The organism is Bacillus sp. MMSF_3328, assembly GCF_030733525.1.
Classification (GTDB): Bacteria; Bacillota; Bacilli; order Bacillales; family Cytobacillaceae; genus Bacillus_AB; species Bacillus_AB infantis.
In genome coordinates this window covers 16,726-42,017 of sequence record NZ_JASHIV010000029.1, presented here as the reverse complement: position 1 = coordinate 42,017, position 25,292 = coordinate 16,726, and the positions used below count along the sequence as shown (strand labels likewise).

The window sequence follows — 25,292 nt, the reverse complement described above, 5'->3', positions numbered from 1 at the left end:
TTAATCCAGCATCCATGGCCATATGAAGCTGGTCTGGCTTTTGGAATAATGGAAGATAGGTGTTTCTGCGGCTGCACCTTCAAGCTCCGGCGGTAAAAAGGAATTCTCTGCTGCCCTGCCCTCCGCCTGCATCAATCTCCACTTTTTATGATGGATATCCGTCCTTAAATATCGCCCCCCTTTTCTATTGAATAAACAATATCTCTCAGTCAGCCACTCATCAAGTGACCCTTTTTCAGCTGTGTATGTTTGTCCGCAGGTGCTTAAGCTGCATTTGTATTTACGATGGCTGCTTTTCCTGGCAGCTTTTATGGTTAAGCTTTCATTATTTCTTTCTTTTTTCAAATCAGCCCAAAAATATGGGAGGAAATAAGCAAGTCTCGGACCAACTGTATTGAGCAGGGAATTCGTATCAAGGCTGAAAAAATAGACTCCCTGTTTTCCATTTCTCTTCACATAGGTCCGGACGTTCATTTCATGGACTTTTTCTTTTAGCGAAAATCTCGGGGTGATTATCAAGCCTGCTTCCTTCAGAGAAAAGAAAACTATACTGATCCATGCCTGGCCTCTGTAAATATCTATTTCCATACCATCAGGCACGGAGCTTCTGATGGAAGAAGCCTCCACTGGCCAATGTACAAACACCACATCAGTCCAAGTCTGCGTCATTAGCCAGGGTAACTTTGGAAGAGGGTAGGGTCTATGGCTGATTACATTGAATACGCTCATTTTGATCCTCCTGCTGCTTTTTCATATTTTTCCCGGCTGCAGGAAAAAACCCGGAGCTGGATACCCCGGGCCATGACTCTTTCTTTATTGATTTTTTAAGTCTTCCGGCAGCGTATTATGAAGGCTTTTAGGAGCCGGGTTCAGAAATGGCTTCTCGGCATTCGGTTTAGGATCAGCAACATATTCATATTCTCCCTGGCCATCAAGTGCAGGTCCGCTTGCCCACCGTCCTGCGCCGCTTTCCTGGCCTTCAGAAAGATTATATAGTTTATAAGCAATATCCTTTTTCTCAAGTTCGCGAGGGAATGTGCTTGGTGTAATGATGCCTTCTTTTTCCTCAAGTTCAGCGATTGCTGCCATCCATTGATTCTGATGGTAAGAATCGCGGGCAATGAGGGTAGAAAGCAAATCTTTAACTCCAGCATCATCAGACATTTCATACAGGCGTACGGCCTGCAGGCGCCCCTGGGATTCTGCATTCAGGTTAGCCCTGAAGTCAGCCAGAAGGTTGCCGCTTGCAATGGTATAGCTGCCCATCCAAGGGTTGCCGACACTGTCGCTCGGGCGGGCACCAAGTCCGCTTACAATCGCGTGCTGCGGATTCATCCCGCCGAGGACTGCACCAATGACAGGATCTTTTGCTGCATCTTCCTGGTCCTTGACAGGTGCGTTATCTAGCAGGCGGGCAACCATGGTAGCAAGCATTTCAACATGTCCGATTTCTTCTGTACCTATATCCAAAAGCAGGTCCCGGTACTTTTCGTTGCCGCGTGTAGCCCATCCCTGAAACATATATTGCATGGCAACGGTCATTTCTCCATACTGCCCGCCGATCAGCTCTTGCAGCTTCTTGGCAAACAAGGGATCCGGACGTTCCGGCCTTGCTTCGAATTGCAGTTCTTTTACATGATAAAACATAAAATTCCTCCTCGACAGGTGTATTTTAGTCTGGCTGGATAAGCCTTCCTAGAATAAGTACCCCTGGTGGAAAAACGTAAACTATAGAGGAAACAGGGAAAGATTTTACCGGTAAAGTTAAATTATTCCAGTGTTAATAATGATTTTGTCATGTGACATAAGTCCTTCAATAGGTCTATGTTCTTAATCGAGAAGGTCCCACCTTTTACCCTTTTTATGCCAAATGTATTGTTTTTTGAGAAGCGAAAGCATACAATCCATTGCGGCAACGAAAAAGGAAAAAGGAGATTAAGAATTGAAATATACACAAAATGAAAAGCTGAGCATCTATAATGGCCTGGCTTCTACTATTTCTACGAATGCGGTCAACGGCTACATCCCCCTACTGGCCATCAGTGTTCTTGAGGCAACAAATCAGCAGATGGGACTGATAAGTTCCCTTCCTTCTATCATCGGCCTTCTGGCCATCATTCCTGGAGCAGTTTGGATCAATCGTTCACGGAGCAAAAAAAGGGTGGCTGTTGCTTCTACATTTGCGACAAGATTTCTTTTTATGCTGATTTTATTTGTACCTTTCCTGCCAAAGGAATATGCGCCATGGTTTCTTGTTGGGCTTATTGGTCTGCTCAATTTCCCGGGAGCTGTTTCCGGACTGTCCTGGCAGTCCATGATCGGAGATCTGGTCCCTGAAAAAAGACGCGGTGAATTCTTTAGCACACGCAACCGCCTTAATACAATTGCTGCCATGTTTATAACTTTCGGGACAGGATTTTTCCTGCAGCAGTATGACCAAGGTTCCCCTTTTCCGTATCAATTTCTCTTTGTGCTCGGCTTCCTCTTTGCGCTGCTGGAAGTTTATTACCTTTTTAAGCATAAAGAAAGCCCGGTGATAAAAGAAAAGCCGGAAGAGGGCATCAAGACAAAGAAACTATCATTAGCTGTTTTCAGGCACAAGCCATTCCTTACATTTGTTGTCTGCGGACTTTTATTTAATTTTGGTGCCCAGATGGCATGGTCCATTTTCAGCATATATCAAATAAAGGAAGCAGGAGCTACTGCCCTGTGGCTTTCCCTGTTTTCTGTAACCAACCAGCTGGCCCAGATTGTCAGCATTAAATGGTGGGCTAAAGCGGCGGACAGGAAAGGCAACAGCTTTATCCTATTCATCGCAGCAGCTGGCATGGCAACGGCCCCGCTCCTTACAGTCGCTTCATCCAATCTTGTTTACCTGACGCTAATCAATCTATGGATCGGCCTTTTTGTTTCGGGGACTAATCTGCTGCTGTTCAATCAGCTTCTTAATGCTTCGCCGGAAAAAAACCGGACCAGCTATATAGCCAACTATAACTTTTTGTTATCCCTTGTCGGTTTTATCGCCCCGCAATTCGGAGTGTTCCTGCTTGATCATTTCGGTATGTTATCGGCTATGAGCATAACTTCAGCTGTTCGTTTTGCAGCAGCGCTTTCCTTCCTGTTTGCGGCTCTAACATTAGAAAGAAAAAAGATGGCTGCGGCGATTTAAGAGCAGGATATCCTGCTCTTTTTATCTTTAGACGGTTTTTGTGTCATTGCTGCTAATGATTAGATCATTTTTGTGAAATCAAGTTTTACAGACCTGTAAACACACTATTAGTCACGAGGATTATCCAGCTAAATGGTCCCATCACAATATGAATCAGTAAAGCCATAGGAAAGTCGTTTTATTTCCGCCTTTTAAAGGGATTGACATTTCCTGTGTTGAATAAATATTGATAACGCTTACAAACGGGGTGGTATTGTTGCTTGAAACCGAAATAAAAGCAGATGAGATTCAGGAGGAAACCTCTCTCCTTCCCTCTTACAGGAAGGATATGCGAGAGTATACGGAAAAGCAGGCCGGCAGATTCATTAAGATGAACACTGTAAGGGATTGGTCCTTGCTCTCGTGGAAAGACATCGGGAAGCCGTACGAAGTGACATCATTTGCAAAAGAAAAGCATGACTGGGAAAGGGAGCATGAAAAGGAACTTCCCGTCCATACATCCTGGGAAATGTTCAACCGTTCCTTTCATCAGTGGTTTGTTAAGGATGTCCCAGCCGAAATGGACAGGTCTAAGAAGGAATTCTTGAAAAATGCAGCTATGATGAAGCCCCGTGCAGCGAAATCAGCTTTGGGCGAGCTGGTAAGGCTGTCACTATGGAATTATGTTCACAGGATTCAGGATGGGATTTGGGATCCGCGCGGAAAAAGAGGCCTATTTGCCAACTTGAACCTTGAAAAACCCCGTATCCTTTTTTTAGGTGCTGCAGAAGGATATGAAGCAATGCAGCTGTCTGCCATGTATCCAGGCGGAGAAGCAGTACTGGTGGATTATGATCCGTTTTGCAGGGATGCACGCTTTGATGAATTTCCGGAATCATATCCCTTCCTTGGCCAAAATAAACAAACAGGGGGCAGAAAACCTTTTTACAAAAATGATTTCCAAATTGACTATGTAGTGGAGGATATCAGGAATCTGCCTTATGGGAAGGAATTTGATATTGTCTTGAGCGTGGGGCTGCTGGAGCATTTCCCTGACAAATTAAAGCCCGAGGTGGTCGATTGGCACAGAAGTTTTGTGAAACCATCAGGGTATATCATTATGACGACTCCAAGAGCACAGCTCAGGTCCAAGCTTTATTATGAAATAATGGCCGATGTTATGAACCACACGTACCGGGAGCTTATGACAGTCGAACAGATGGGGCTTTATATGTATGAAAACGGACTGGAAATTCTTCAGCACGGATTTATAAAAGTGCACAATGGCATTGTAGCAAGAGCAAGATAAAGTGACAGAATCAAGCTGCATAGCGCAGCTTGATTCAAGTCAATTCTTATAGTCTGCCCTTTTGCCCACTTCAGGTTCTCCGCCGGTTTGATTGCCTGTTGTAGCGGTATAGCCGACTTGGTAGGATGAATTGCGCTGTTTCTTTAACGCATCCGGCATTTTGTATTGTGACATGTCATCCTGTGCTTCTTTTGGCATGATGAATCCCTCCTTGAGGCTGTCATTATATTGTTTTCTTTTTCAGGATTTTAATTCAGGGAGATCATCCATGCGAGCAAGAATGGTTTAGGGGGAAAACGCAAAAAGGAATCTGCCTGAAAACAGATTCCTTTTGCTCAAATGCAGAAAGGATTAGAAGCCTCCCCCAACATAAGCAGCGCCAACAATAATCAAAAGGATGAAAAGCACGACGATAAGGGCAAACCCGCCGCCGTAGCCGTATCCAGCTCCACCGCTCATTCATTGCACCCCCTTTATGCACGACCTAGGGTATTGTATGAGAAGGATGACTGTTTTGAATGGGCTAATAGTATCTTTGTGCTTAATTGAGCTCTTACCATAGAAATGGGACAAAAGCTAAAGCAGCAATTGCTCCGAACGCAATGCCGATGCCAAAGCCTCCCCAGCCCCAGCCCCAGCCGTAAGGATACGCAAATCCATCAAACTCTCCATAGCCGTGGCCGCCGTAATTCCTGCCGCCTGCAGGTCTGATAAAAACCTTTGAAGGTGTAACACGTTCAATAACTCCCACATGCTCTCTTCCATGCACAGTCCGGATCCGCACCATTCGGCCCATGCCGCCTCTGCACTGATTGTAATAGCTTCTTGACATTTCAATCACCTCCGATATGTTGTCCGCTAACATCATATGCAGGAGGGCCTGTCAGCTAATGGACAAACGTCCGGGGACAAGTGCGGATATTCCTAAAGCTGGACCAGTATATGTTGCGAAAAAAAGTGCGGAGCAATTTCTGCCCCGCATTTTTATACGGCATTCCTATCCAAATATTTTTTTGTCAAAAGCAGGCTGGCAATTAAGATTAGCTCAAACAGATTCGTAACTGCAGCACTGCCTGGATCAAATGGTACAGCACTTCCTGCAGCCATAATAGCAATTCCGGCAAACATCCAGAACCAGCCTGTTTTTTTCCAGACAATAACTCCGGATATCAAGAGAAAGACCGATACACCGATCACCATTATTGGAGGACCGTGAGCATGCAATGGTGCATATTTCAGCACCCCGTATTCAGTTACTGCCTCAAGCTGAAGATTCCTGATGGCAAAGAATTCTATAGACATTAATACAATGGTTATGATCCAGGCAATCCCCAGGCTTTTCTTTTGATCAAGCACCCTTGCACCCGATTCTTTTGCAGCATACCAGGCAAAGAGAACGAGGAGAGGTGTTGCGGCGGCATGTAAAATAAATCGCATTCTATTGAGAGACAGAAGCATGTCAGATTCTCCGGCTATCCGTCCTGCTGCAAGGATGCTATTATCATAGATCAGGCCGGCAATCACAACTAGCAGCACATCTCCGTATGTGGACCTTCCCTTTTTAAATAAAAGAAAAATTCCCCAAACCAGCAGCAGAGTGTAAATGATAGCATAAATACCGAAAAAATAAGGATCCATCCAATCCCCCCTTTGTTTTTTCTTCTGTTTCCCTGAACCTGCTCAGACTAACCATATTTAATTTTCCGCAAAAGCGAATATGGAAAATAGAATCCATGTATTAATTTTCTAAACAATTTTATTAAACAAAATACTGGACTGTAAACGGATTCATGTTAAAATGAAACAGGTAAATTAGTTGGATGTCTGACGTCTGTTCTCATACAACATTTGGAAGACGTTTATGAAGATTTTTATAAGCTAGAGATTACTATTAGTTGTTAAGGGGTGGAACTGATGAATTTACTTTGGGGACTATTTGGGATTGCAGTCGTTCTTGGAATCGCACTTCTCTTCTCTTCAAACAGAAAAGCGATCAATCTAAGGACGATAGCTGGCGGACTTGCCATACAGCTTATCTTTGCTTTTGCTGTTTTAAAATGGAATGCGGGGAAAAAAGCACTAGAGATGCTCACTGAAACGGTGAACAATATCGTAGGCTATGCGAACGAAGGAATCAACTTCCTGTTTGGCGGCCTGTTTGCCGATGGAACGAATATCGGGATGGTATTTGCCTTTCAGGTTCTGCCGACTGTCATATTCTTCTCATCTTTAATCTCTGTTCTTTATTACATTGGTGTCATGCAGTGGGTTATCAAGATTATCGGCGGAGGACTTTCAAAACTGCTGGGGACAAGCAAGGCAGAATCCATTTCTGCAGCAGCAAATATTTTTGTGGGCCAGACAGAAGCTCCTCTCATCGTCCGTCCATTCATCAGTAAGATGACCCGGTCGGAATTATTCGCTGTCATGACGGGCGGACTTGCTTCAGTTGCAGGTTCAGTCCTTATCGGTTACTCCCTGCTGGGGGTGCCGCTGGAATATCTCCTTGCTGCCAGCTTCATGGCTGCTCCTGCAGGCCTGGTATTAGCAAAGATCATGATTCCGGAAACAGAACAATCACAGACAGATAAAGAGATTACTATTGAGAAAGATACAGAATCTGTCAATGTAGTAGATGCAGCCGCAAAAGGCGCCAGTGTCGGCCTTCAGCTTGCATTGAATATCGGTGCCATGCTTTTGGCGTTCATAGCGCTTGTTGCTATGATTAACGGATTGATCGGCTTTGCCGGCGGGCTATTCGGTGCAGACAATCTGTCTCTTGAAATGATTCTCGGCTATGTATTCTCGCCAATTGCATTTGCGGTGGGTGTTCCGTGGTCAGAAGCGGTTCAGGCTGGGGGATATATCGGTCAAAAGCTTGTTCTGAATGAATTTGTGGCCTATTCTTCCTTTGCCCCTGAAATCGGGAATCTGTCTGAAAAAACTTCAGCCATCATCAGCTTCGCTCTATGCGGATTTGCCAATATTTCATCCATGGCCATCCTTCTTGGCGGTCTTGGAAACCTGGCTCCCGACCGGAGAGGCGATATCGCTAAACTCGGATTCAAAGCAGTCGTAGCAGGTGCGCTGGCTTCATTGCTGAGCGCAGCAATTGCAGGAATGCTTTTGTAAGTATGCAAAAAGGAAAGAAGCACTTCGCTTCTTTCCTTTCTTTTTATATGTTAATCATCAGCATCTGCACTTAAACCTTTTACATGCTTCTTACCCATCTGCTTCAGAACTTTCCGATTCTCTTTTGTATCAAATATGATGGAAAAATCATATTCTTCCGGATATAGCTCCTCTGCCTTAATATACAGCTTGAGTCTTTTAGAGTTGATCTCCTTTTTCTCTCCTTTAATTTGCACAATATATTGATCCCGGCTGTCTGGTCCTTTATAAATAATCCCCAGTTCACCTGTACTTGTATAGAGTACATTGTCACCTGTTTTAAAGGCGGCAGGCTTTTCTATTTTTGCTGTCTTCTCTCTTTTCTTTTCGTGCTTCTGAACAAATATTTGCCTCTCCATCTTTTTCTTTGCTGTATCATCTGAAAGTTCCTGTGGATAGCTCTTCTCTATCCCGTATGAATAGTAATGGGCCCTTTCAATCAGCTTCGGATGGATTCCAAGCTTTAAAGCGATGGCAAATGCCTGGCTTTCTCCTGACTCTCCTATTTTCAGCCTGTATGTTGGCTTTAAGGTGGCAAGATCAAATTCCATGCTTCCATTTATAAAGCCTTCATGATGCTCTGCAAAAGATTTGATCTCTTTATAGTGCGTTGTTGCCAGGATAGCAGCTCCTTTCCTGTGCAGCTGCTCCAGAATAGCTGCTGCCAGCCCCATTCCCTCCCCCGGGTCAGTGCCTGAGCCAAGTTCATCCAGAAGCACCAGGGAGTCAGCAGTGGATTCTTCTAAGATTTCGCCTATATTTTTTATCCGGGAGCTGAAGGTGCTTAAGTTTTCTTCAATGCTTTGGCCGTCCCCTATATCAACCAGGATCTTCTGGAATATGCCCATTGAGCTTCCCTGGGAAACCGGGAGAAGCAGACCGCATTGAGCCATCAGGACGAGCAGGCCGACCGTTTTGATGGCAACTGTTTTGCCTCCTGTATTCGGTCCCGTTATCACAAGGGCTGTAGTTCCGCTCTGTCCAAGCTCTATAGTTAGAGGGACTGCTGAGCTCCCCAGCGAAGGATGTCTGGCATCAAGGAGGCGGAAAGACTGATCATCCTGAAAACAAACTGGGATGCCCTCAATCGCCAGCCCGTATTTTCCCTTTGCAAAAACGATATCATAATGGATCATTGTCTCGGCCGCCAGCTTGATTTCTTCATGCTTATCCTCCGCCAGCCCTGTCAAGTACAAGAGAATGTTCAGGATTTCCGACTCTTCATCTGAATGCAGCCAATTCAGCTGGTCCTGGTGTGCTCCGATTTCTTCATGTTCAATAAAAAGGGTTGAACCTGAAGCACTTCTGTCCAGTACTGACCCTTTGATCTTATACCTGTATTCCTTCTTTACCGGCACCACATACCGGCCATTCCTCTGGCTGACTACCCCCTCCTGCAAAACCTCTTTATATTTAGCTGATTTCAGGATCTGGTTCAATTTTTCCTTAAGCCTTTCTTCCTGGATAGCAATCTGTTTGCGGATCTTCAGGAGGTCCTTGCTGGCATGGTCATCTATCCCCCCATTCCGGATGCAGCGCATTAGTTCTTCTGCAAGGAAAGGCAGCTCGTCAACAGAGAGTATATAGGAAGATATTCTTGGAGCAAGGTTAGACTTGTCTTTCATATACTTCTTAAGCTTCTTGCAGGATTGCAGAAATTCATATAGCCTGCTAAGCTGTTCTACCCGCAGCACAATTCCTTTGTGGAATGATGACAGCAGGGCTTCAACCCCTTTCATACTGCCGATGGGAACACTGCTTCCGGTTTTAAGAATTGCAGCTGCCTCAGCAGTTTCGTCTGCCAGTGCATCGATCTGGCCTTTTAGAAAGGATGGCTCCATGCTGAGTATCTTTTTTCTTCCTCCTTCCGTCAAAGCGAATTGAGCCGCATTTTCTTTTACCACATGGAAATCTAAAGACTCATAAGTGTGTGAATTCAATTTTTTTCCTCCTTTTTATCAATACAAAAAGCCGCAATGAACTATATCATTGCGGCTCCCAAAAATAGGATTCAGCATATATCAGTATTCAAAAAAGCTGTGCTCAAAGAACACAGCTTTCCACTGATAGAAAATGCTGCAGGCTATGACCGAGTTCTTAACTCTATTCCATGGGCACACTTAAATAAAAGTTCCCTTCCTTAATCTTTTAAGAAAGAGCCCCGGAATGACCGTATTTGATTAACGGTTTAGTTAAGAACGGCACCTAACATACAACATACCCCTTTTGCTGAACAAATTATTTAATACAATATAATCATATACAAGGGAGGCCACAGAAGTAAATAGAATTTTTCTTTTTATCAGAAATTTGAAGGGATAGACAAAAAGCGCAGAAGAATATTGTCGAAAACTATCTGAAAATTTGTTCTCTTTTTATTTGAATAATAGAATCTGTAAATGCTAACATAGTTTATGGAAGCGCTATCAAAATAGGCTTTTGGCTACATAAATTAATTTCAGGGAGGAATTGCAATGACCCAATTAACAATTAATTTGAAGGAAAAAGTAGAAAAGTTCCTGGCCGGAAAGAAAAAGCTTTTCATTAATGGAGAATTCGTGGAAAGCGCCTCTCAGAAAACATTTGAAAGCTATAACCCTGCTACCGGTGAAGTTCTGGCGACCCTGTATGAAGCAGGTCCTGAAGACATTGATAGAGCCGTGCTCGCTGCAAGGAAGGCATTTGATGAAGGAAAATGGTCCAAGATGGGCAGCGCTAAAAGAAGCAGATTAATGTATAAACTCGCAGATTTAATGGAAGAACACAAAGAAGAGCTGGCACAGCTTGAAACCCTGGACAACGGTAAGCCAATCAGGGAAACCTCTGCAGCTGATATCCCGCTTGCTGTTGAGCATATGCGCTACTATGCGGGCTGGACGACAAAAATCGTCGGACAGACAATTCCGGTAAACGGCCCATTCTTTAACTATACACGCCACGAGGCTGTTGGAGTGGTCGGCCAGATCATCCCTTGGAACTTCCCTCTCCTCATGGCAATGTGGAAGCTTGGGGCGGCACTCGCCACAGGATGTACGGTTGTTCTCAAGCCGGCAGAGCAGACACCTCTCTCCGCTCTGTATCTGGCAGAATTAATCCAGGAAGCGGGCTTCCCTGAAGGAGTCGTGAATATCGTCCCCGGCTTTGGTGAAACAGCAGGCCAGCCGCTTGTGGATCATCCTCTGGTCGATAAGATCGCGTTCACCGGTTCTACAGAGGTCGGAAAAATGATCATGCAAAGGGCTTCCAAGACACTGAAACGTGTCACGCTGGAACTTGGCGGGAAGTCGCCGAATATCATCCTTCCTGATGCCGACATGACAAAGGCCATCCCAGGCGCATTGAACGGAGTCATGTTCAACCAGGGCCAGGTATGCTGTGCAGGATCGCGTGTGTTCATCCAGAAAAAGCAGTTTGATAATGTAGTGTCCGATATGGTAGATCATGCCAAGAAGATCAAGCAGGGTGCCGGCCTGCATGCTGATACGCAGATCGGCCCTCTCGTTTCAACAGAACAGCAGAACAGGGTCCTTGGATATATTGAAAAAGGCGTCAGCGAAGGAGCGGAACTGCTTGTCGGCGGAAATAAGCCATATGAAGAAGGTTATTTTGTCTCCCCTACTATCTTTGCCGATGTACGTGATGAGATGACGATTGCCAAAGAAGAAATCTTTGGTCCTGTCATCTCGGCGATGCCGTATGAAGATCTTGATGAACTGATTGCCAGGGCAAATAACAGCGAATACGGCCTGGCGGCGGGCGTCTGGACGAAGGACGTCTCCAAAGCCCATTATATCGCCAGTCAGCTCAGGGCAGGAACTGTTTGGGTCAACTGCTATAATGCCTTTGACGCAGCCTCCCCATTCGGCGGCTATAAACAGTCTGGCATGGGCCGGGAAATGGGATCCTACGCTTTGAATAATTATACAGAAGTGAAGAGCGTCTGGATCGGAATGAACTGATCCAATCATTAAAAGAGGGGCCCGCGGGCTCCTTTTTTTCTTTTATAACTCTACTTGAGAAATTATCGAATCACCCAGATAGTGCTGTCCATATGCCACGGAGCCGGATGAATATTTTTTTGCTCCTGCTTTTAAAATTTCACATAATATCCATGTCATTTTTTCCTTCTCTTCCCTATTCTTAAGTGGGAGGGAACGAAATGAAGAAACTTTATTGGATCAGCTCTATCCTTATTATTGCCGGGATTTCTGCAGGGATTGCTTTTTTTGTCATCAGGGATCATTCAGCAGAAATTCCTGAAGATCTATCATTGATTAATGAAAATGGTGAAACCTATGATTTCAGCGAGCGTGGACAGACCTTAACATTAGTTGAATTTATCTATACCCATTGTCCTGATATCTGTCCCACAACAACACAAAAAATGAATATGCTCAGAAGCGATCTGGAGAAAGATCATGTTTTTGGCAATAAAGTAAAATTCATGACAGTAACCATTGACCCTTATCGCGACACACCTGAAGTGCTGAGTAAGTATATGGACACTTTTGAAATTAATAAAGACGGGAACTGGGTGTTCCTGACTGGAGATCGAGACAGCATGAAAGAAGACCAGCAGGAAATACAGGAGCTCGCCAATGCCTTCCAGTTTCAGTACCGTGATCCCGGGGATGGCTTCTATGTGCACAGCACCTATGTTTATCTCCTGGATAAAGACAATAAATATATTAAAAAGTTCCCAATGGGTGAAAGTTTTGATAGAAAAGAAGTATATAAGAAGATTTTGAAGGAGCTGTAAATCCAGGGTTCCCACGGCCTGGATTTTTTCTTAAGCACGAAAAAGGCTGACTGCCGGAGAGGCAGGTCAGCCTTTTGTATGTATATTCATTCGTATGTTTCTTATGTTCTTCAGGCTGCACAACAGGAGACAGCTGTATATGTGCCTGTCTCCTGTACCTCTCTAGTCTCAGTTCGTGGAGGAAGATATCTTTCCGGCCTGGTTAATGTGCAGCAGGTAGTCAGATTTTGGCTTAGTGAAGCTTATCTTTATGCCGGATTTTTTCAAACGGTTAACTAAATCGACGAGCTGCTTTTTAGCCATGTCAAAAAACTCCTTTGTTTTGCCTGTATGTTTTCATTTTACATGAAAAATATGAAAAAACTATGACATTCGGCAAATTAAATGTGAATAATTTTTGATAATTTTATTTATAAAAAATTGGCACGCATTCTGAGTCAGCTGATTTACTCTATCTATTTCCCATTTCTTCTCAGCTGAAACTTTTTCTCTTGCCTTTCTTCTTATTCTACCTTTTTCTTTTCATAGGCACCTGTTGGAAAGATTCGCTCTTGGACGCTGAAAGTGTTATAATTCTTACGATATTGTTTTTTTTGGAGGAATCAAACCTATATGATAACTGTCAGCAACGTAGGTCTTCGTTATGGCGACAGGAAGCTGTTCGAAGATGTTAATATTAAATTCAATCCCGGTAACTGCTATGGCCTTATCGGCGCCAATGGTGCCGGGAAGTCGACATTCCTGAAAATCCTCTCTGGAGAAATCGAGTCCCAGACGGGTAATGTATCACTTGGCCCAGGAGAACGTCTTGCAGTATTAAAGCAGAACCACTATGAGTATGAGGAGCATGAGGTACTTACGACGGTCATCATGGGCCATGCCCGCCTATACCAGGTTATGCAGGAAAAAGACGCCATCTATATGAAAGCTGATTTCTCTGATGAAGATGGAATGAAGGCAGCTGAGCTGGAAGGTGAATTTGCTGAACTGAACGGCTGGGAAGCTGAATCTGAAGCGGCCATCCTGCTTAAAGGCCTTGGAATTGGCGAAGAGCTCCATAATAAAAAGATGGAAGATCTTACAGGATCAGATAAAGTAAAAGTCCTGCTTGCACAGGCTCTATTTGGCAAGCCTGATGTCCTTCTGCTAGATGAGCCTACAAACCACTTGGATATCAAAGCAATCCGCTGGCTTGAGGAGTTCCTGATCAACTTCGAAAACACAGTCATTGTCGTTTCCCATGACAGGCACTTCCTTAATAAAGTTTGTACGCATATTGCCGATCTTGATTTCGGAAAAATCCAGGTTTATGTCGGGAACTATGATTTCTGGTATGAATCAAGCCAGCTGGCTTCCAGGATGGCATCTGATGCAAATAAGAAAAAAGAAGAAAAAATCAAAGAGCTGCAAAGCTTTATTGCCCGTTTTAGTGCAAATGCATCAAAATCCAAGCAGGCAACTTCCCGGAAAAAGCTGCTCGATAAGATCTCCCTTGATGATATCAAGCCTTCTTCCCGCCGTTATCCTTATGTTGGATTCACGCCGGAGCGCGAGATCGGAAATGATCTTTTAAGGGTAGACAGTATCAGCAAGACGATCGACGGTGTCAAGGTGCTCGACAATGTCAGCTTCATTATGAATAAAGACGATAAAATTGCACTTGTCGGTACAGATGAAATTGCAAAAACGGCATTGTTCAAAATCCTTACCGGAGAAATGGAACCGGACAGCGGTTCATTTAAATGGGGCATCACGACTTCACAGGCGTATTTCCCTAAAGACAACTCGCAGTATTTTGAAAACAGCGAACTTAACCTTGTTGACTGGCTGCGCCAATTCTCCCCTCAGGATGAGAGTGAAAGCTTCCTGCGCGGATTCCTTGGCAGAATGCTGTTCTCAGGCGAAGAAGTGCTGAAAAAAGCCAGCGTGCTTTCTGGTGGAGAAAAAGTCCGCTGCATGCTTTCAAAGATGATGCTGAGCGGTGCGAATGTGCTTCTTCTTGATGAGCCGACAAACCATTTGGATCTTGAATCTATCACAGCATTGAATAACGGATTGACCAGCTACAAAGGTTCCATGATCTTCGCTTCTCATGACCATCAGTTCATCCAGACCATTGCAAACCGGATCATTGAAATCACTCCGAACGGCACTGTTGATAAGCAAATGACTTATGATGAATACTTGGAAAACACAGACCTGCAAAAACAGGTAGCTGAAATGTATAAATAAAAGTGAACCAGGAAAGCACTGCTTTCCTGGTTTTTCTTATTCCTGATCAAGTTCCGGTTTAGTATCAGGCTAAGATTTTCAGGGGTCAGACATCTTGTTTTTTTGTCTTTTTTCTTGCTGAATCAGCTTTGAACCTGCCTGTTTCATTATTGGTCGTGCCCTGTCCCTCAACTTCAGGCGAGCTTAAGCCGGTTTTGGAAGGATCTTTTTTATGTTTGGCCATCTTAAACACCTCCGTTTATTACTTTTAACTCCCAAGTCCCATCTCATTCATGGGAATAAGACCACGCTCTTTCAGGCATCATAACATTCAGAGGAGGTGTAAGTTATGGCGAAACGTATTGCGGTAGAACAATCTCTTACCAATATCCAGGAGGCACTCCGTGCGAAAGGTTATGATGTAATTGACATGAAAACTCAGGAGGATGCCCAGAATTGCTCCTGCTGTGTAGTGACAGGACTGGACTCCAATGTTATGGGGATGCAGGATACTTTCACACAATCTTCAGTCATCGAGGCAAACGGGTTATCGGCAGATGAAGTTTGCCAGCAGGTTGAATCAAGGCTTCAATAAATGGCGCAGAAGACTAAAGGTTACTCTTTAGTCTTTTCTTTTATAAAAAGGCATTGAATCAGCTGATTCAATGCCTTTGTTTGATTCTGCGGTATAGTTTCCGTGACATAATGTAAAGAGAAGCCAGTAAAAGCACAAATACCATGTAAAAGACCCCTGACTTAACCGGTGTCTCCTCCATTTCCTGTGCCTGGACCGCTTCAGAAGGACCTGCAGCTTTTACGGCCTCCGGCTCGAGGGGGAAGATTTGAATCAGTTTTCCGCTTCCATCAACGATTTTCAAAAGGCCTTCTTCTGTGACGATTTTTTCAAAATGATTCAGCGGTAATGTGACAAAGCGGTCTTTTCCGCTAAAATAAATCTGGTCCCCTTTTTGAAAGGAAGTTTCTTTGCTGATCACAGAAGACTTGAAACGGCTGAAGCCGTAGTCAAATAAGGTTTTTGTATCATTATAGATATCCCTCTTGAAATCTGCTTTCATGACGATGGCAGTCAGCTGGATTTTTCCGTTTTCTGCGGAAGTGGCCAGCGTCTGCTTGCTTTCGTTCACAAACCCTGTCTTTCCGCCGGTTATCCCGGTATATGGCACTTCCCCTTTTAGCATCCGATGGTGGGTAAATATCGTTGTATCCCAGCTTTCTCCATCCCATGCGAGCTCTTTTGTCCCGTAAATCGTTCTGAAGGTATTGTTTTTCAAGGCATAGCTGGTAATAAGAGCCATGTCTTCAGCTGTCGTATAATGCCTTTCATCAAACAAGCCGTGCGGATTTGTAAAATGGGTATTATGGACATGCACTTCTTTTTCCAGGAATGTGTTCAAATTTCTCTCATACTCTTCTATATTTCCGTCAATATGCTCGGCAATAGCTGCAGCAGCATCATTCCCTGAGTTTATCAGCATCCCCTCGATCAGATGCCTGAGCGTTGTCTTCTCGCCTTCTTCTAAATAAACCTTAGTCCCTTCTGTTTCAACAGCACTCCTGCTGACAGTCACCATGTCATCCAGATTTCCTTTTTTTATAGCATAAATAGCGGTGGCAATCTTTGTCAGGCTGGCTGGATACATCCGGTCAGATCCATTTTTGCTGTATAAAATAGCATTTGATTGCGAATCAATTAAAACCGCAGCCTCACTCACTATGGCAGGTTCTTTTTCTTCTTTTGCGACAGCGCTCTGTCCGGCGTGTACAGTAAGCATGAAAACCATTAAAGCGGATAAAAATTTCTTCATCTGTCAATCTCCATTTGCTGATTTTGATAGTGCTAAATTCCCTAATTTTGATTGTACCAAAATATTTTGCGGCAAATGGGCTTGTTTATGAATTGTTACAAAAATGAAAAATAACAGGTTTGGTGAATGTTGAGGCTGGGTATATAGCCGGCCAAATTGAAAAGCCATCTATTAACCATGGCTTCAAACAGTGTGCTTTTTTAAAAGCTGCATATTTAGTTTAAAAACACTTTTTATCCAGGGCTGCAAAGGTCTAGCTTCCCCCGCAGCCGCCTCCTCCTCCGCAGCTTGAGCAGCTGGATCCGCCCGAACAGTTCGCCCCCCCTGAACAGCTGCCGGAATCTGAATCATGATCAGTGCTGCAGGCAAAACCGGAACAAGAGGTCGCACCCGCATACCCGCTCTTCATCATTTCTACAGGAAGCACCTCTTCAATATGTGATGAATAATCATCATGCTCATATATCGAGAAAAATACGGCTGCCGGAAGAAGCATGCTCATATCATGTGAAGAAGAAATCCGCGTGAATGGCTTTTTTTCATTTTTGCTGAAAGTCATTTCTGCTTCCCTGATATCATTTTTGAGCTGCCGGATCAGATAAAGCTGAATTTCTCTTGCAGCTTCTCCATCCCTGAAATACTTTGCTAGAAGCTCTCCTTCAGATTTGGTTCTGAAATCATGCAAAATGCCCTGCTCAATCGGTGTTCTCAAAAATTCTCCCCAAATCAAGCGGCTGTTTCTTGCCGGAGAAAAGACCTGAAGGTAGACCCAGTCGAAAAAGGCTCTTTCCCCTGGGATGGGAACTATCTCCATATTGGGTGTGTGGTGCAAAAAGCTGTTGTAGAACTTTTTCGAGAAATCTTCATAATCTCTTGTGAACATAAGCATCTCATGCCAGACTGCATCCACTTTCCCACTGAACATCGGCACCGATTTTAAGATGCTGCTTAGCACAAAGAATCTTTTAAGCTCAAAGAATACCCAGTCAAAATGCTTTTCCGACCAGGAAGGATGCTCTTTCAGCATTCTATTTTTTATATTGGACTGAAATCCGTCAGACATTGCTTTTTCTAAATGCTGTGCAAGCGGTTTGGCCGCATCTTTTTCGATGCCAAGCCCTTCAGGCAATTTATCCGCATACAGCCTCGGACGCCTTTTTCCTTTATTGCCGCTGATGATAGAAACCGCCATACCAAAGATGAATACGAAAACGATGATAAATACAATGAAACCTGCCATTCTCCCCCTCCTTATGACTGATACTACCATTATATTCTGTCATGCATGTTTTTTACAGGAAAAAACCGCCATATTATCAATGGCGGTTTCCCTTGCTGGAATTCAGTTTTGCTTCAAGGAAGAAATCTTTTAAATAATCGATGAAATTTTCGTCTCTGGCCAGCCAGGCGGAATGGTTCCTTTTGAGGTCATGTTCCGCAGCCGTAAAGCTGTCATATTCTTCCCCTGCTGTTCGGCCATTCACATCAATTTTCCATGAGTCGTTGTCCTTGAAGATGAGGAAATGATCTCCCTTTCTGTTCTCATAAAGAGAGCCTGAGCCGGATTCTTTGTGATTATGTTCATTTTTATAGGCGTCACCCTTAATGGGGTCTTCTGAAAAAACGTCTTTCACAAAAAGGGAAAATGCCTCTTCAGTCATGCTGCTGCCTGATGCTTTGGCATGCCCGCCGCCTCCGAACCTTCCTGCTATTTCTGAAACATCGATATGATCATGGATGGTCCTGTAGCTTATCCTTTTTCCGCCTATGCTGAGCAGGGCAATATAGTCCAGGTGAGGGAATTCCTTTCCAAGCTCATTGCCAAGCTCGGAGTGGTAAGACTCTGCGTGGACAATTCCCGCACAATGCTCCCCTATAAAAGCCTGGACGATTTCCCGCTTTTTTCTTCTCATATAACGTTCAATCTTGTCTTCTTCCATTTCGAGAAGTTTTTTCTCAAATTCATCAAACTCGAATGACGCGCTATCTCTCAGCCGGTCGAGCATCTTCTCTTCAAATTCTTCAATGGAAAGAAGGAAAAAGAGATCATTCAGCTGTTTTGCCTTCATGTTCCCGTTCTGGTCCCATTCCCATGTATCATATTGCCTGACGAGCTCTACAAATTCTTTAAGCGCTTCTGTTGGGGTTATGTGGTCTTTCTTGATCAGATAATCGAAAAACAGGGACGTTGCAGAAGCAAGCCGTCCGTCATCATATTCCACGGTTACACTCGCCCAGCTGCTGCTGTTCAGATGCAGAGCGGATTTATGGTGATCGATCAGCTGCACGGAGCCTCCCTCCTTCTGCAGCTGGCTTAGCCGCTGTTCATTTTCTTCATTAACAGATAAATCTGTGATCAGCAGTATATCCTGTTTCTTTTCTTTGTTTTTCAGCCGGTCCAAATGACGGCTTATCTGTATATCCAATCCGGAGACCGAATTATAGCGGACCTCTGCCTTGTCACCATATGCAAGCTTTGCTAATATTCCGCAGCCTATCCCATCAAGATCATTATGTGTAAATAATCGGTACATACTACACCTCGCCAAAAATGTTGTCCTGAATAGTGTGGTGAAACTTTCCTGTTTTATGCCTTTTACCCAGCTGGAACAAAAATTAAAAATATTTTGTGGAATAAGACAAGTTCCCCCGCCCCCCTGGCATATCTTTAATATAGATCAATTCAAAGGGGGATCTGTATATGCCATTTTTAGTTTTAAAAAGAAGTACCGTTATTTTCGCACTGGTTCTGCTGGCAGCTGTCGTGTCGGCAACAGGCTGGTTTTTGCTGGGCAAGGACAGCATAAGTGTATTCAGCCAGGATAAAGCAGCGGCGGCTCCAAGAGAAATACACATGGTCACAGGCGAATTCAAGGCGACGCTGCCTGATGGAAAGGAACTTGAAGCATACCGCTGGGATCCTGGAACGATTTTCATCAAGGAAGGCGAAGAAGTCGTTTTAAAGATTTCCGGCATCAACGGCATGGAACATCCGTTCATCATTGAAGGAACTGATATAAAAGGGATCGTGAAAAAAGGCGGTGAAACATCAGTGCCGGTCAAGATTGATAAAGAAGGCATTTACCGCCTGGTCTGCCTTACCCATCCTGATAGAGACAGCAACGGGCCGATGATCGGGTATATTGTTGTGGATTGAAAGGAACCACCGCACCTTTTGATGGCGGGTGGACAGATTCGGGAATAGAATACGCCGGCATTGTGTTTTTTCTGCTTGAAAGGAAGAATATCGGAGTGCCTATTAGATTAAACAAACGGCGTTTTTTGAGGAGACTAGTGTGGAATTAAGAATCTAAGACCGGAGTGCTTCACGGATTCTTTCTGAGACCTTCTGGCAAGCAGTTTACGGAACAGAGTGCCTCATATCATCCAGATGAGACACTTTGGCAAGTATTATACAAATTAGCGAGATCCAGTACAGCCGACTAAGACCCTCTGGCTAGCAATTCTCAAATCAGAGGGTACTAGTTCAGCTGACTAAGACCCTCTGGCTAGCATTTTTCAAATCAGAGAGTACTAGTTCACCCGACTAAGACCCCCTGGCTAGCAATTCTCAAATCAGAGGTTACTAGTTCAGCCGACTAAGACCCTCAGGCTAGCAATTCTCAAATCAGAGGGCACTAGTACAGCCGACTAAGACCCTCAGGCTAGCAATTTTCAAATCAGAGGGCACTAGTACAGCCGACTAAGACCCCCTGGCAAACACTCCACAATTCAGAGGGCTTTTGATCAGCCGACTGAGACACTCGACCTATACAGTCCAGTTTGCCCGAGCAAAATTTCAACTCAATGAATAAACCTCAGTTCTGTTCCCCGATTAAATAAAAAGAGGATTCCAGCGCATCAGGCTGGAACCCTCTTTTTCCAAGATACATTTGCTGTTCAGTATAGCCAATGCCTTCCTATCGCCCAATAAACATCTGTGTCCAGTAATGCCCGTAGCTGCCTCCTTTGGCATATCCGACGCCGATTTCGGTGAAGCTGCTGCTGAGGATGTTTTTGCGGTGGCCTTCACTGTTCATCCAGGCGGTGACTGCAGCCTGTGGTGTGGATTGTCCGGCAGCGATATTTTCCCCTGCTGTCCTGTAGGAAATTCCAAAGCTCTTCATCATATCAAATGGTGTACCATAGGTTGGAGAGTTGTGATCAAAATAGTTTTTGTTGATCATATCCTGGGATTTGTACCTTGCAGTCCTTGAGAGCTCCCAGTTGGACTGAAGTGGCTTCAGGCCGTATTTCGCCCTTTCTTTGTTTACCAGCTGGACTACCTGTTCTTCGGCAGATTGTTCGGCTGCTGCTGAAGGAATGGTGATCCTCTGGCCCGGATAAATGAAATGAGGGTTTGTGATATGGGAATTCAGATTGATGATTTCTGTAATGCCCGCCTGATATTGCTGGGCTATTTTCCACATCGTATCCCCTTTTTGTACTGTATGTACGGTTGAAGCGTCCGCTGTTAAGCGCGTTCCAAAGACAAAGGTGACGGAAAGCAATAAAATGATAGAATATTTCAGTAATGTTTTCATACTGCTATTTAACCAGATAGATAGTCTCAGAGCCAGCGGTAATTCCTGGCCATTTTTGCGGGATTTTCCCTCTCTGATGAAACCTGGAAATGGAGTCAAATATTCATAAATGTTTCACAAAGCTGCACTCAAAGGCCTTCTTGCACTCCATCAATTCCTATATAATGGAAATGAGGTGAGAACTATGTTGTTGTCCATTAAAAGGTATGATAAAGCTACTTTTGCAGTACTTGCAGGCATGGTAATCGCAGCAAATTGCCTGCTTTATCGGACATCTTATTTAGCTCCTGTCCCTAAGGGAGTTTATTGGGGCACTTTGGCGGATTTGTATATTGTCCTGCCGGCTTTGGTTTATTTTCTCCTTTTAAGGAGAAAACACTCTATTCTATATTTAAGCCCCGTCCTTTTTGCCGCTTATGTACTCTCACAAGTGATTATCCCTGACGGGCACCTGCAATCAGCCAATATGCTGCAGTTTATGCTTATTCTCGGGGAAATCTTTATCTTCTCGGCTGCAATACTGGGAAACAAACAAAAAATATGGCAATTTTATAAAGAACTTAATAGGCGGAACACCCATGATTCTTTTCTGAAATACAATTTGGACAAAGCAGCCGGAAAGTATTTTTCTGATTCAGCGGCTCTCAGGCTTTTAATGTCTGAAATCGCCCTTTTCCACTATTCCTTATTTTCTTGGAAAAGAAAGCCTCTGACAGACACTGGCACTGTATTTACCTATCATAAAAAGAAAAGCTCAACGGCCGTTTACATCATGCTGATTCATGCAACAGTTCTTGAATCGGTTGGACTGCACTTCTTTCTGCATCAATGGAATGCGGTTATTTCTAATATTCTTCTTATATTGAATGTGTATGCAGTTTTATATTTCATCGGAGAGCTGCATGCAATGCGGCTGACCCCTTATCTATTGACACAAGAAGTCCTTTTGCTGCAAACAGGGCTTTCCAAAAGCATGGAAGTGAAGCTCAGCAATATTGAAAGCATATCTTTCTACGAAGGTCCCGAAAAGTTTACAAAAAAAGAACTGCAAACTCTCTATGATGCAAGGGCCATCGACTTTATGCAGGAAAAGCCTCAGATTGAAATCAGGCTTAAAGAGCCGGGAAAAGTACTGATGCCTTTCGGAATAGTCCAGCAGGCTGACCGGATTGTTCTGGACGCTGATGAACCGCAGGCATTCGCTAAAGAACTTAAATCCAGACTTCCAAAGTAAGAAAAGCCGTCCACTGATTGGACGGCTTTTCTTAGTATTTACTGGCTCTGTCCGGCATTTCTGCCATAGGTCCGTTTTTTATTTTTTCCACCAGCTGTCAAACATGGAAGCAGGCAGCTGTCTTTTATGTTCGGTGATCAGGTATCTCTTTTCGATCTTTTCGGCAGATTCAGGTGAAACCTCTTTTCCTTCCAGGTAATCATCCAGCTCATCATAGCTGATCCCCAGCTCAGTCTCATCCGCCTGTCCCGGCTTATTATCTAGAAGGTCGGCGGTAGGGGTCTTGAGATAGAGGCGTTCTTCTGCACCCATTTCCTTCAGGAGCGCCTTACCCTGGCGTTTCGTGAGACCTGTTAGAGGAAGTATGTCTGCTCCGCCGTCGCCATATTTCGTAAAGAAGCCGGTAACTGCCTCTGCTGCATGGTCTGTGCCGATGACAAGAAGTCCTTCCTGGCCGCCAATAGCATACTGGGCAATCATGCGCATCCTGGCTTTTACATTACCCTTATGATAATCAGACAAAGGCTCGCCTTTTGTGATGGTGTCAAATTCTTCTTTAACGGCATCTACAGCATTTTTTACATTAAAAGAGTATTCAGTGTCGGCTTTGATGAATGAAAGAGCAAGCTGTGCGTCATCCTCATCCTGCTGCACTCCATACGGAAGGCGGACGGCTATGAAGCGCACTTCATGCCCTTCACTCCTCAATTCCTCCACCGCCATCTGGGCCAGCCTGCCGGCAAGGGTTGAATCCTGTCCGCCGCTGATTCCGAGCACATAGCCTTTTGCCTGGGAGGCCACCAGGTAATCTTTCAAAAATTGGACTCTATTTCTGATTTCTTCAGAAGGATTAATTTCTGGCTTTATATTTAACTCTTCCATAATTCTTTTTTGCAGATTCATTTTGTTTCTCCTCCTCTATTGATTCCGTTTCACCTTTTCTCTAACTTGCTCAATATTGCGCATTTTGTTTTCCCAGCATAATGTGCTCAAATCAACCGGATATTCCTCAGGATTGAGGGAGCGCTTGTATTCATCCCAGAGCACATGCAGATTGCTCTTTGCAAAAGCTTGTATCTTGTTGAGCTCAGGGGTTTCATATACAAGCTTCCCATCACGGAAAATATCATGATGCAGCTCCTGTGCCTTAAAGCTGGTGATGAATTTGCTGATAAAGGTATGGACCGGATGGAACATTTTCAGCCTTTCTTCTTCTTCGGGCCGTTCATTCTCCATAGCAATATAGTCGCCCTCTGATTTTTGATTAGCCGTATTGATGATCCTGTAAACCTTTTTCAGGCCAGGGGTTGTGACCTTTTCAGGATTGCCGCTGATTTTGATGGTGTCTTTCATGTTACCTTCTTCATCCTCAATGGACACAAGCTTATAAACGGCACCCAGGGCTGGCTGCTCATAAGCCGTGATAAGCTTTGTCCCGATGCCCCATGTGTCTATTTTTGCACCCTGGGCTTTCAGGTTCATGATGGTGTATTCATCAAGGTCATTTGATGCTACTATCTTTGCATTCGGGAACCCGGCTTCATCCAGCATCCTTCTGGCTTCTTTTGAAAGATAGGCAAGGTCGCCGCTGTCCAGCCTTATCCCTATAAAGTTGATTTTATCGCCAAGTTCCTTCGCTACCTTAATGGCGTTTGGAACCCCGGATTTCAGGGTGTCATAAGTATCTACCAGGAATACACAGTCTTTATGCCGGCGTGCATATTTGTGAAATGCAGTATATTCATCCCGGTAAGCCTGTACAAGCGCATGTGCATGTGTACCGGAAACAGGAATGCCGAACAGCTTCCCGGCCCGCACATTGGAGGTTGCGTTGAAGCCTCCTATATAGGCCGCTCTTGTTCCCCAGATGGCAGCATCCATTTCCTGTGCTCTTCTCGTTCCGAATTCCATCGCAGTTTCCTCGCCGACCACCTGCTTGATGCGGGAAGCCTTGGTTGCAATAAGGGTCTGGTAATTAATAATATTCAAAAGCGCCGTTTCGACCAATTGCGCCTGGGCAAGCGGAGCTTCAATCCTCATGATCGGCTCGTTTCCGAAAACAAGTTCACCTTCTGCCATTGAACGGACAGATCCGGTGAATCGCAATTCTGCCAGATACTCAAGGAAATCTTCTTTATAGTGAAGCTCATCCCTTAAATAATCGATATCTGTTTCAGTAAAACGGAAATTTTCGAGATAGCCTATTACCCGTTCAAGGCCGGCAAAAATACCATAGCCGTTTCCAAACGGTAGCTTCCGGAAAAATAGCTCAAACACCGCTTTACGGTTATGAACGCCATCCTCCCAGTATGTTTCGGCCATATTGATTTGATATAAGTCAGTATGAAGAGTCAAACTGTCGTCCAGATACTTTCCTTTCATGTCCTACCTCCAATGATTACTCTATTACCAAAGCATTCAGGCTGCCTTTGAAATGCTCCAGTGCCCAGCTGTGTCCTGCCTGGTTAAAGCTTGCGACCGCCTTCTCATGCACGATGATTTTATACCCTTTATTATAAGCATCCACAGCTGTATGAAGAACACAGATATCGGTACAGACCCCTGCCAGATGGAGCTCTTCAATCCCCCGCTCCCTCAGCTTAAGTTCAAGATCAGTTCCTGCAAAGGCACTATAGCGCGTTTTGTCCATCCAGTGGACATTTTCCTTACTCTGGTGCTGCATAAACACATTTTTCAGGCTGCCATATAAATCCCGCCCTTTAGTACCTTCTATGTTATGGGGCGGATAAAGCTCTGTTTCAGGATGAAAAGGATCATTTTCTTTGTGGAGATCAATGGCAAAAACGGTATAATGCCCTTCCTTTATGAAAGTCTCAGTAAGGTTTGTTATGTATTCTTCGATTTCCTGGGCAGGCTTGCCGCACGGCAGGGCTCCGATTACAAAATCATAAGTGTAATCAATATTGATTAATGCTTTTTTCATACAGAATTCCTCCCTTGCTCTTTAAGAATAAATCTATTATAAGCCAATTCATGGAAGGAATCATCCCGGAGCTTTCTCCAAAATGGTTCATCTTTTACGATGATACCCCAACTTCAAGCTATTTACTCTTATAAAGCCCTGCAACC

The 25,292-nt window shown here is 44.3% G+C and carries 25 protein-coding genes; 9 read left to right on the top strand and 16 right to left on the bottom strand.

Features of this window, described 5'->3' with window-relative positions:
- Positions 1 to 729, bottom strand: coding sequence for a YqjF family protein (locus RBB45_RS24625; RefSeq protein WP_306010550.1), 729 nt, complete (start codon positions 727 to 729; stop codon positions 1 to 3).
- Between the two features lie 84 nt (positions 730 to 813).
- Positions 814 to 1,647, bottom strand: a complete 834-nt coding sequence (locus RBB45_RS24620; RefSeq protein ID WP_129612199.1) for a manganese catalase — start codon at positions 1,645 to 1,647, stop codon at positions 814 to 816.
- 295 nt (positions 1,648 to 1,942) lie between these two features.
- On the opposite strand from RBB45_RS24620, the gene RBB45_RS24615 reads away from it, so the two are divergent.
- Both RBB45_RS24615 and RBB45_RS24610 read left to right on the top strand, forming a co-directional pair.
- Positions 1,943 to 3,169, top strand: a complete 1,227-nt coding sequence (locus RBB45_RS24615) for an MFS transporter (RefSeq protein WP_224950311.1) — start codon at positions 1,943 to 1,945, stop codon at positions 3,167 to 3,169.
- A 256-nt stretch (positions 3,170 to 3,425) separates the two neighbouring features.
- On the top strand, positions 3,426 to 4,457 hold the full coding sequence (locus tag RBB45_RS24610) for a class I SAM-dependent methyltransferase (RefSeq protein WP_306010549.1): 1,032 nt from the start codon (positions 3,426 to 3,428) through the stop codon (positions 4,455 to 4,457).
- Between the two features lie 39 nt (positions 4,458 to 4,496).
- Here RBB45_RS24610 and RBB45_RS24605 read toward each other — a convergent pair whose 3' ends face one another.
- From RBB45_RS24605 to RBB45_RS24590, 4 genes are all read right to left on the bottom strand, one after another.
- Positions 4,497 to 4,655, bottom strand: a complete 159-nt coding sequence (locus RBB45_RS24605; protein WP_009793820.1) for a hypothetical protein — start codon at positions 4,653 to 4,655, stop codon at positions 4,497 to 4,499.
- Between the two features lie 153 nt (positions 4,656 to 4,808).
- Positions 4,809 to 4,916 carry a YjcZ family sporulation protein gene (locus tag RBB45_RS24600; RefSeq protein WP_009793819.1) on the bottom strand — a complete coding sequence of 36 codons (108 nt, stop codon included), beginning with the start codon at positions 4,914 to 4,916 and terminating at the stop codon, positions 4,809 to 4,811.
- A gap of 94 nt (positions 4,917 to 5,010) precedes the next feature.
- Positions 5,011 to 5,289, bottom strand: a complete 279-nt coding sequence (locus RBB45_RS24595) for a hypothetical protein (protein ID WP_094769013.1) — start codon at positions 5,287 to 5,289, stop codon at positions 5,011 to 5,013.
- A 152-nt stretch (positions 5,290 to 5,441) separates the two neighbouring features.
- Complete coding sequence (locus tag RBB45_RS24590) at positions 5,442 to 6,095, bottom strand: hypothetical protein (protein WP_094769012.1); 654 nt, start codon at positions 6,093 to 6,095, stop codon at positions 5,442 to 5,444.
- A 276-nt stretch (positions 6,096 to 6,371) separates the two neighbouring features.
- Between RBB45_RS24590 and RBB45_RS24585 the strand changes: the two genes are divergently transcribed.
- Positions 6,372 to 7,589, top strand: coding sequence for a NupC/NupG family nucleoside CNT transporter (locus RBB45_RS24585; RefSeq protein WP_009793816.1), 1,218 nt, complete (start codon positions 6,372 to 6,374; stop codon positions 7,587 to 7,589).
- A 50-nt stretch (positions 7,590 to 7,639) separates the two neighbouring features.
- Here the strand turns inward: RBB45_RS24585 and RBB45_RS24580 are convergent, their stop codons facing one another.
- A complete protein-coding gene (locus RBB45_RS24580; RefSeq protein ID WP_306010548.1) occupies positions 7,640 to 9,568 on the bottom strand; it encodes an endonuclease MutS2 in 1,929 nt (642 codons plus the stop codon).
- Between the two features lie 534 nt (positions 9,569 to 10,102).
- Between RBB45_RS24580 and RBB45_RS24575 the strand changes: the two genes are divergently transcribed.
- The gene (locus RBB45_RS24575) at positions 10,103 to 11,587 is read left to right on the top strand and encodes an aldehyde dehydrogenase family protein (protein ID WP_009793813.1); all 1,485 of its coding nucleotides are present in this window, start codon (positions 10,103 to 10,105) and stop codon (positions 11,585 to 11,587) included.
- Between the two features lie 200 nt (positions 11,588 to 11,787).
- Positions 11,788 to 12,387 (top strand): SCO family protein, encoded by a 600-nt coding sequence (locus RBB45_RS24570; protein ID WP_009793812.1) that lies wholly within the window; start codon positions 11,788 to 11,790, stop codon positions 12,385 to 12,387.
- A gap of 168 nt (positions 12,388 to 12,555) precedes the next feature.
- Here the strand turns inward: RBB45_RS24570 and RBB45_RS24565 are convergent, their stop codons facing one another.
- Complete coding sequence (locus tag RBB45_RS24565) at positions 12,556 to 12,690, bottom strand: hypothetical protein (protein ID WP_009793811.1); 135 nt, start codon at positions 12,688 to 12,690, stop codon at positions 12,556 to 12,558.
- A 309-nt stretch (positions 12,691 to 12,999) separates the two neighbouring features.
- Between RBB45_RS24565 and RBB45_RS24560 the strand changes: the two genes are divergently transcribed.
- Entirely contained in the window at positions 13,000 to 14,619 is a 1,620-nt protein-coding gene (locus RBB45_RS24560) for an ABC-F family ATP-binding cassette domain-containing protein (RefSeq protein WP_094769009.1), read from the top strand.
- 85 nt (positions 14,620 to 14,704) lie between these two features.
- On the opposite strand, the gene RBB45_RS24555 is transcribed toward RBB45_RS24560, so the two are convergent.
- Positions 14,705 to 14,842, bottom strand: coding sequence for a YuzL family protein (locus RBB45_RS24555; RefSeq protein WP_009793809.1), 138 nt, complete (start codon positions 14,840 to 14,842; stop codon positions 14,705 to 14,707).
- Positions 14,843 to 14,947: 105 nt separating this feature from the next.
- Between RBB45_RS24555 and RBB45_RS24550 the strand changes: the two genes are divergently transcribed.
- Entirely contained in the window at positions 14,948 to 15,193 is a 246-nt protein-coding gene (locus RBB45_RS24550; protein ID WP_009793808.1) for a YkuS family protein, read from the top strand.
- Between the two features lie 67 nt (positions 15,194 to 15,260).
- On the opposite strand, the gene RBB45_RS24545 is transcribed toward RBB45_RS24550, so the two are convergent.
- From RBB45_RS24545 to RBB45_RS24535, 3 genes are all read right to left on the bottom strand, one after another.
- Positions 15,261 to 16,424: a D-alanyl-D-alanine carboxypeptidase family protein gene (locus RBB45_RS24545; RefSeq protein ID WP_148949465.1), complete on the bottom strand. Its 1,164-nt coding sequence runs from the start codon at positions 16,422 to 16,424 to the stop codon at positions 15,261 to 15,263.
- Between the two features lie 253 nt (positions 16,425 to 16,677).
- Entirely contained in the window at positions 16,678 to 17,664 is a 987-nt protein-coding gene (locus tag RBB45_RS24540) for a glycine-rich domain-containing protein (RefSeq protein WP_306010547.1), read from the bottom strand.
- Positions 17,665 to 17,740: 76 nt separating this feature from the next.
- Positions 17,741 to 18,958 carry a DHH family phosphoesterase gene (locus RBB45_RS24535; protein ID WP_094769006.1) on the bottom strand — a complete coding sequence of 406 codons (1,218 nt, stop codon included), beginning with the start codon at positions 18,956 to 18,958 and terminating at the stop codon, positions 17,741 to 17,743.
- 167 nt (positions 18,959 to 19,125) lie between these two features.
- Between RBB45_RS24535 and RBB45_RS24530 the strand changes: the two genes are divergently transcribed.
- Positions 19,126 to 19,581, top strand: a complete 456-nt coding sequence (locus tag RBB45_RS24530) for a cupredoxin domain-containing protein (RefSeq protein ID WP_094769005.1) — start codon at positions 19,126 to 19,128, stop codon at positions 19,579 to 19,581.
- A 763-nt stretch (positions 19,582 to 20,344) separates the two neighbouring features.
- On the opposite strand, the gene safA is transcribed toward RBB45_RS24530, so the two are convergent.
- Positions 20,345 to 20,968: a SafA/ExsA family spore coat assembly protein gene (gene safA, locus RBB45_RS24525; RefSeq protein WP_101547766.1), complete on the bottom strand. Its 624-nt coding sequence runs from the start codon at positions 20,966 to 20,968 to the stop codon at positions 20,345 to 20,347.
- A 184-nt stretch (positions 20,969 to 21,152) separates the two neighbouring features.
- Here safA and RBB45_RS24520 point away from each other — a divergent pair, with 184 nt between their 5' ends.
- Complete coding sequence (locus RBB45_RS24520; protein ID WP_306010546.1) at positions 21,153 to 22,202, top strand: hypothetical protein; 1,050 nt, start codon at positions 21,153 to 21,155, stop codon at positions 22,200 to 22,202.
- A gap of 78 nt (positions 22,203 to 22,280) precedes the next feature.
- Here the strand turns inward: RBB45_RS24520 and nadE are convergent, their stop codons facing one another.
- The 3 genes from nadE to RBB45_RS24505 are packed head-to-tail and all read right to left on the bottom strand — an operon-like array spanning position 22,281 to position 25,146.
- Positions 22,281 to 23,105 carry an ammonia-dependent NAD(+) synthetase gene (nadE, locus tag RBB45_RS24515; RefSeq protein ID WP_009793800.1) on the bottom strand — a complete coding sequence of 275 codons (825 nt, stop codon included), beginning with the start codon at positions 23,103 to 23,105 and terminating at the stop codon, positions 22,281 to 22,283.
- A 15-nt stretch (positions 23,106 to 23,120) separates the two neighbouring features.
- Positions 23,121 to 24,584 (bottom strand): nicotinate phosphoribosyltransferase, encoded by a 1,464-nt coding sequence (locus RBB45_RS24510; protein WP_009793799.1) that lies wholly within the window; start codon positions 24,582 to 24,584, stop codon positions 23,121 to 23,123.
- Positions 24,585 to 24,600: 16 nt separating this feature from the next.
- The gene (locus RBB45_RS24505) at positions 24,601 to 25,146 is read right to left on the bottom strand and encodes a cysteine hydrolase family protein (protein WP_009793798.1); all 546 of its coding nucleotides are present in this window, start codon (positions 25,144 to 25,146) and stop codon (positions 24,601 to 24,603) included.
- Positions 25,147 to 25,292: the final 146 nt, after the last annotated feature.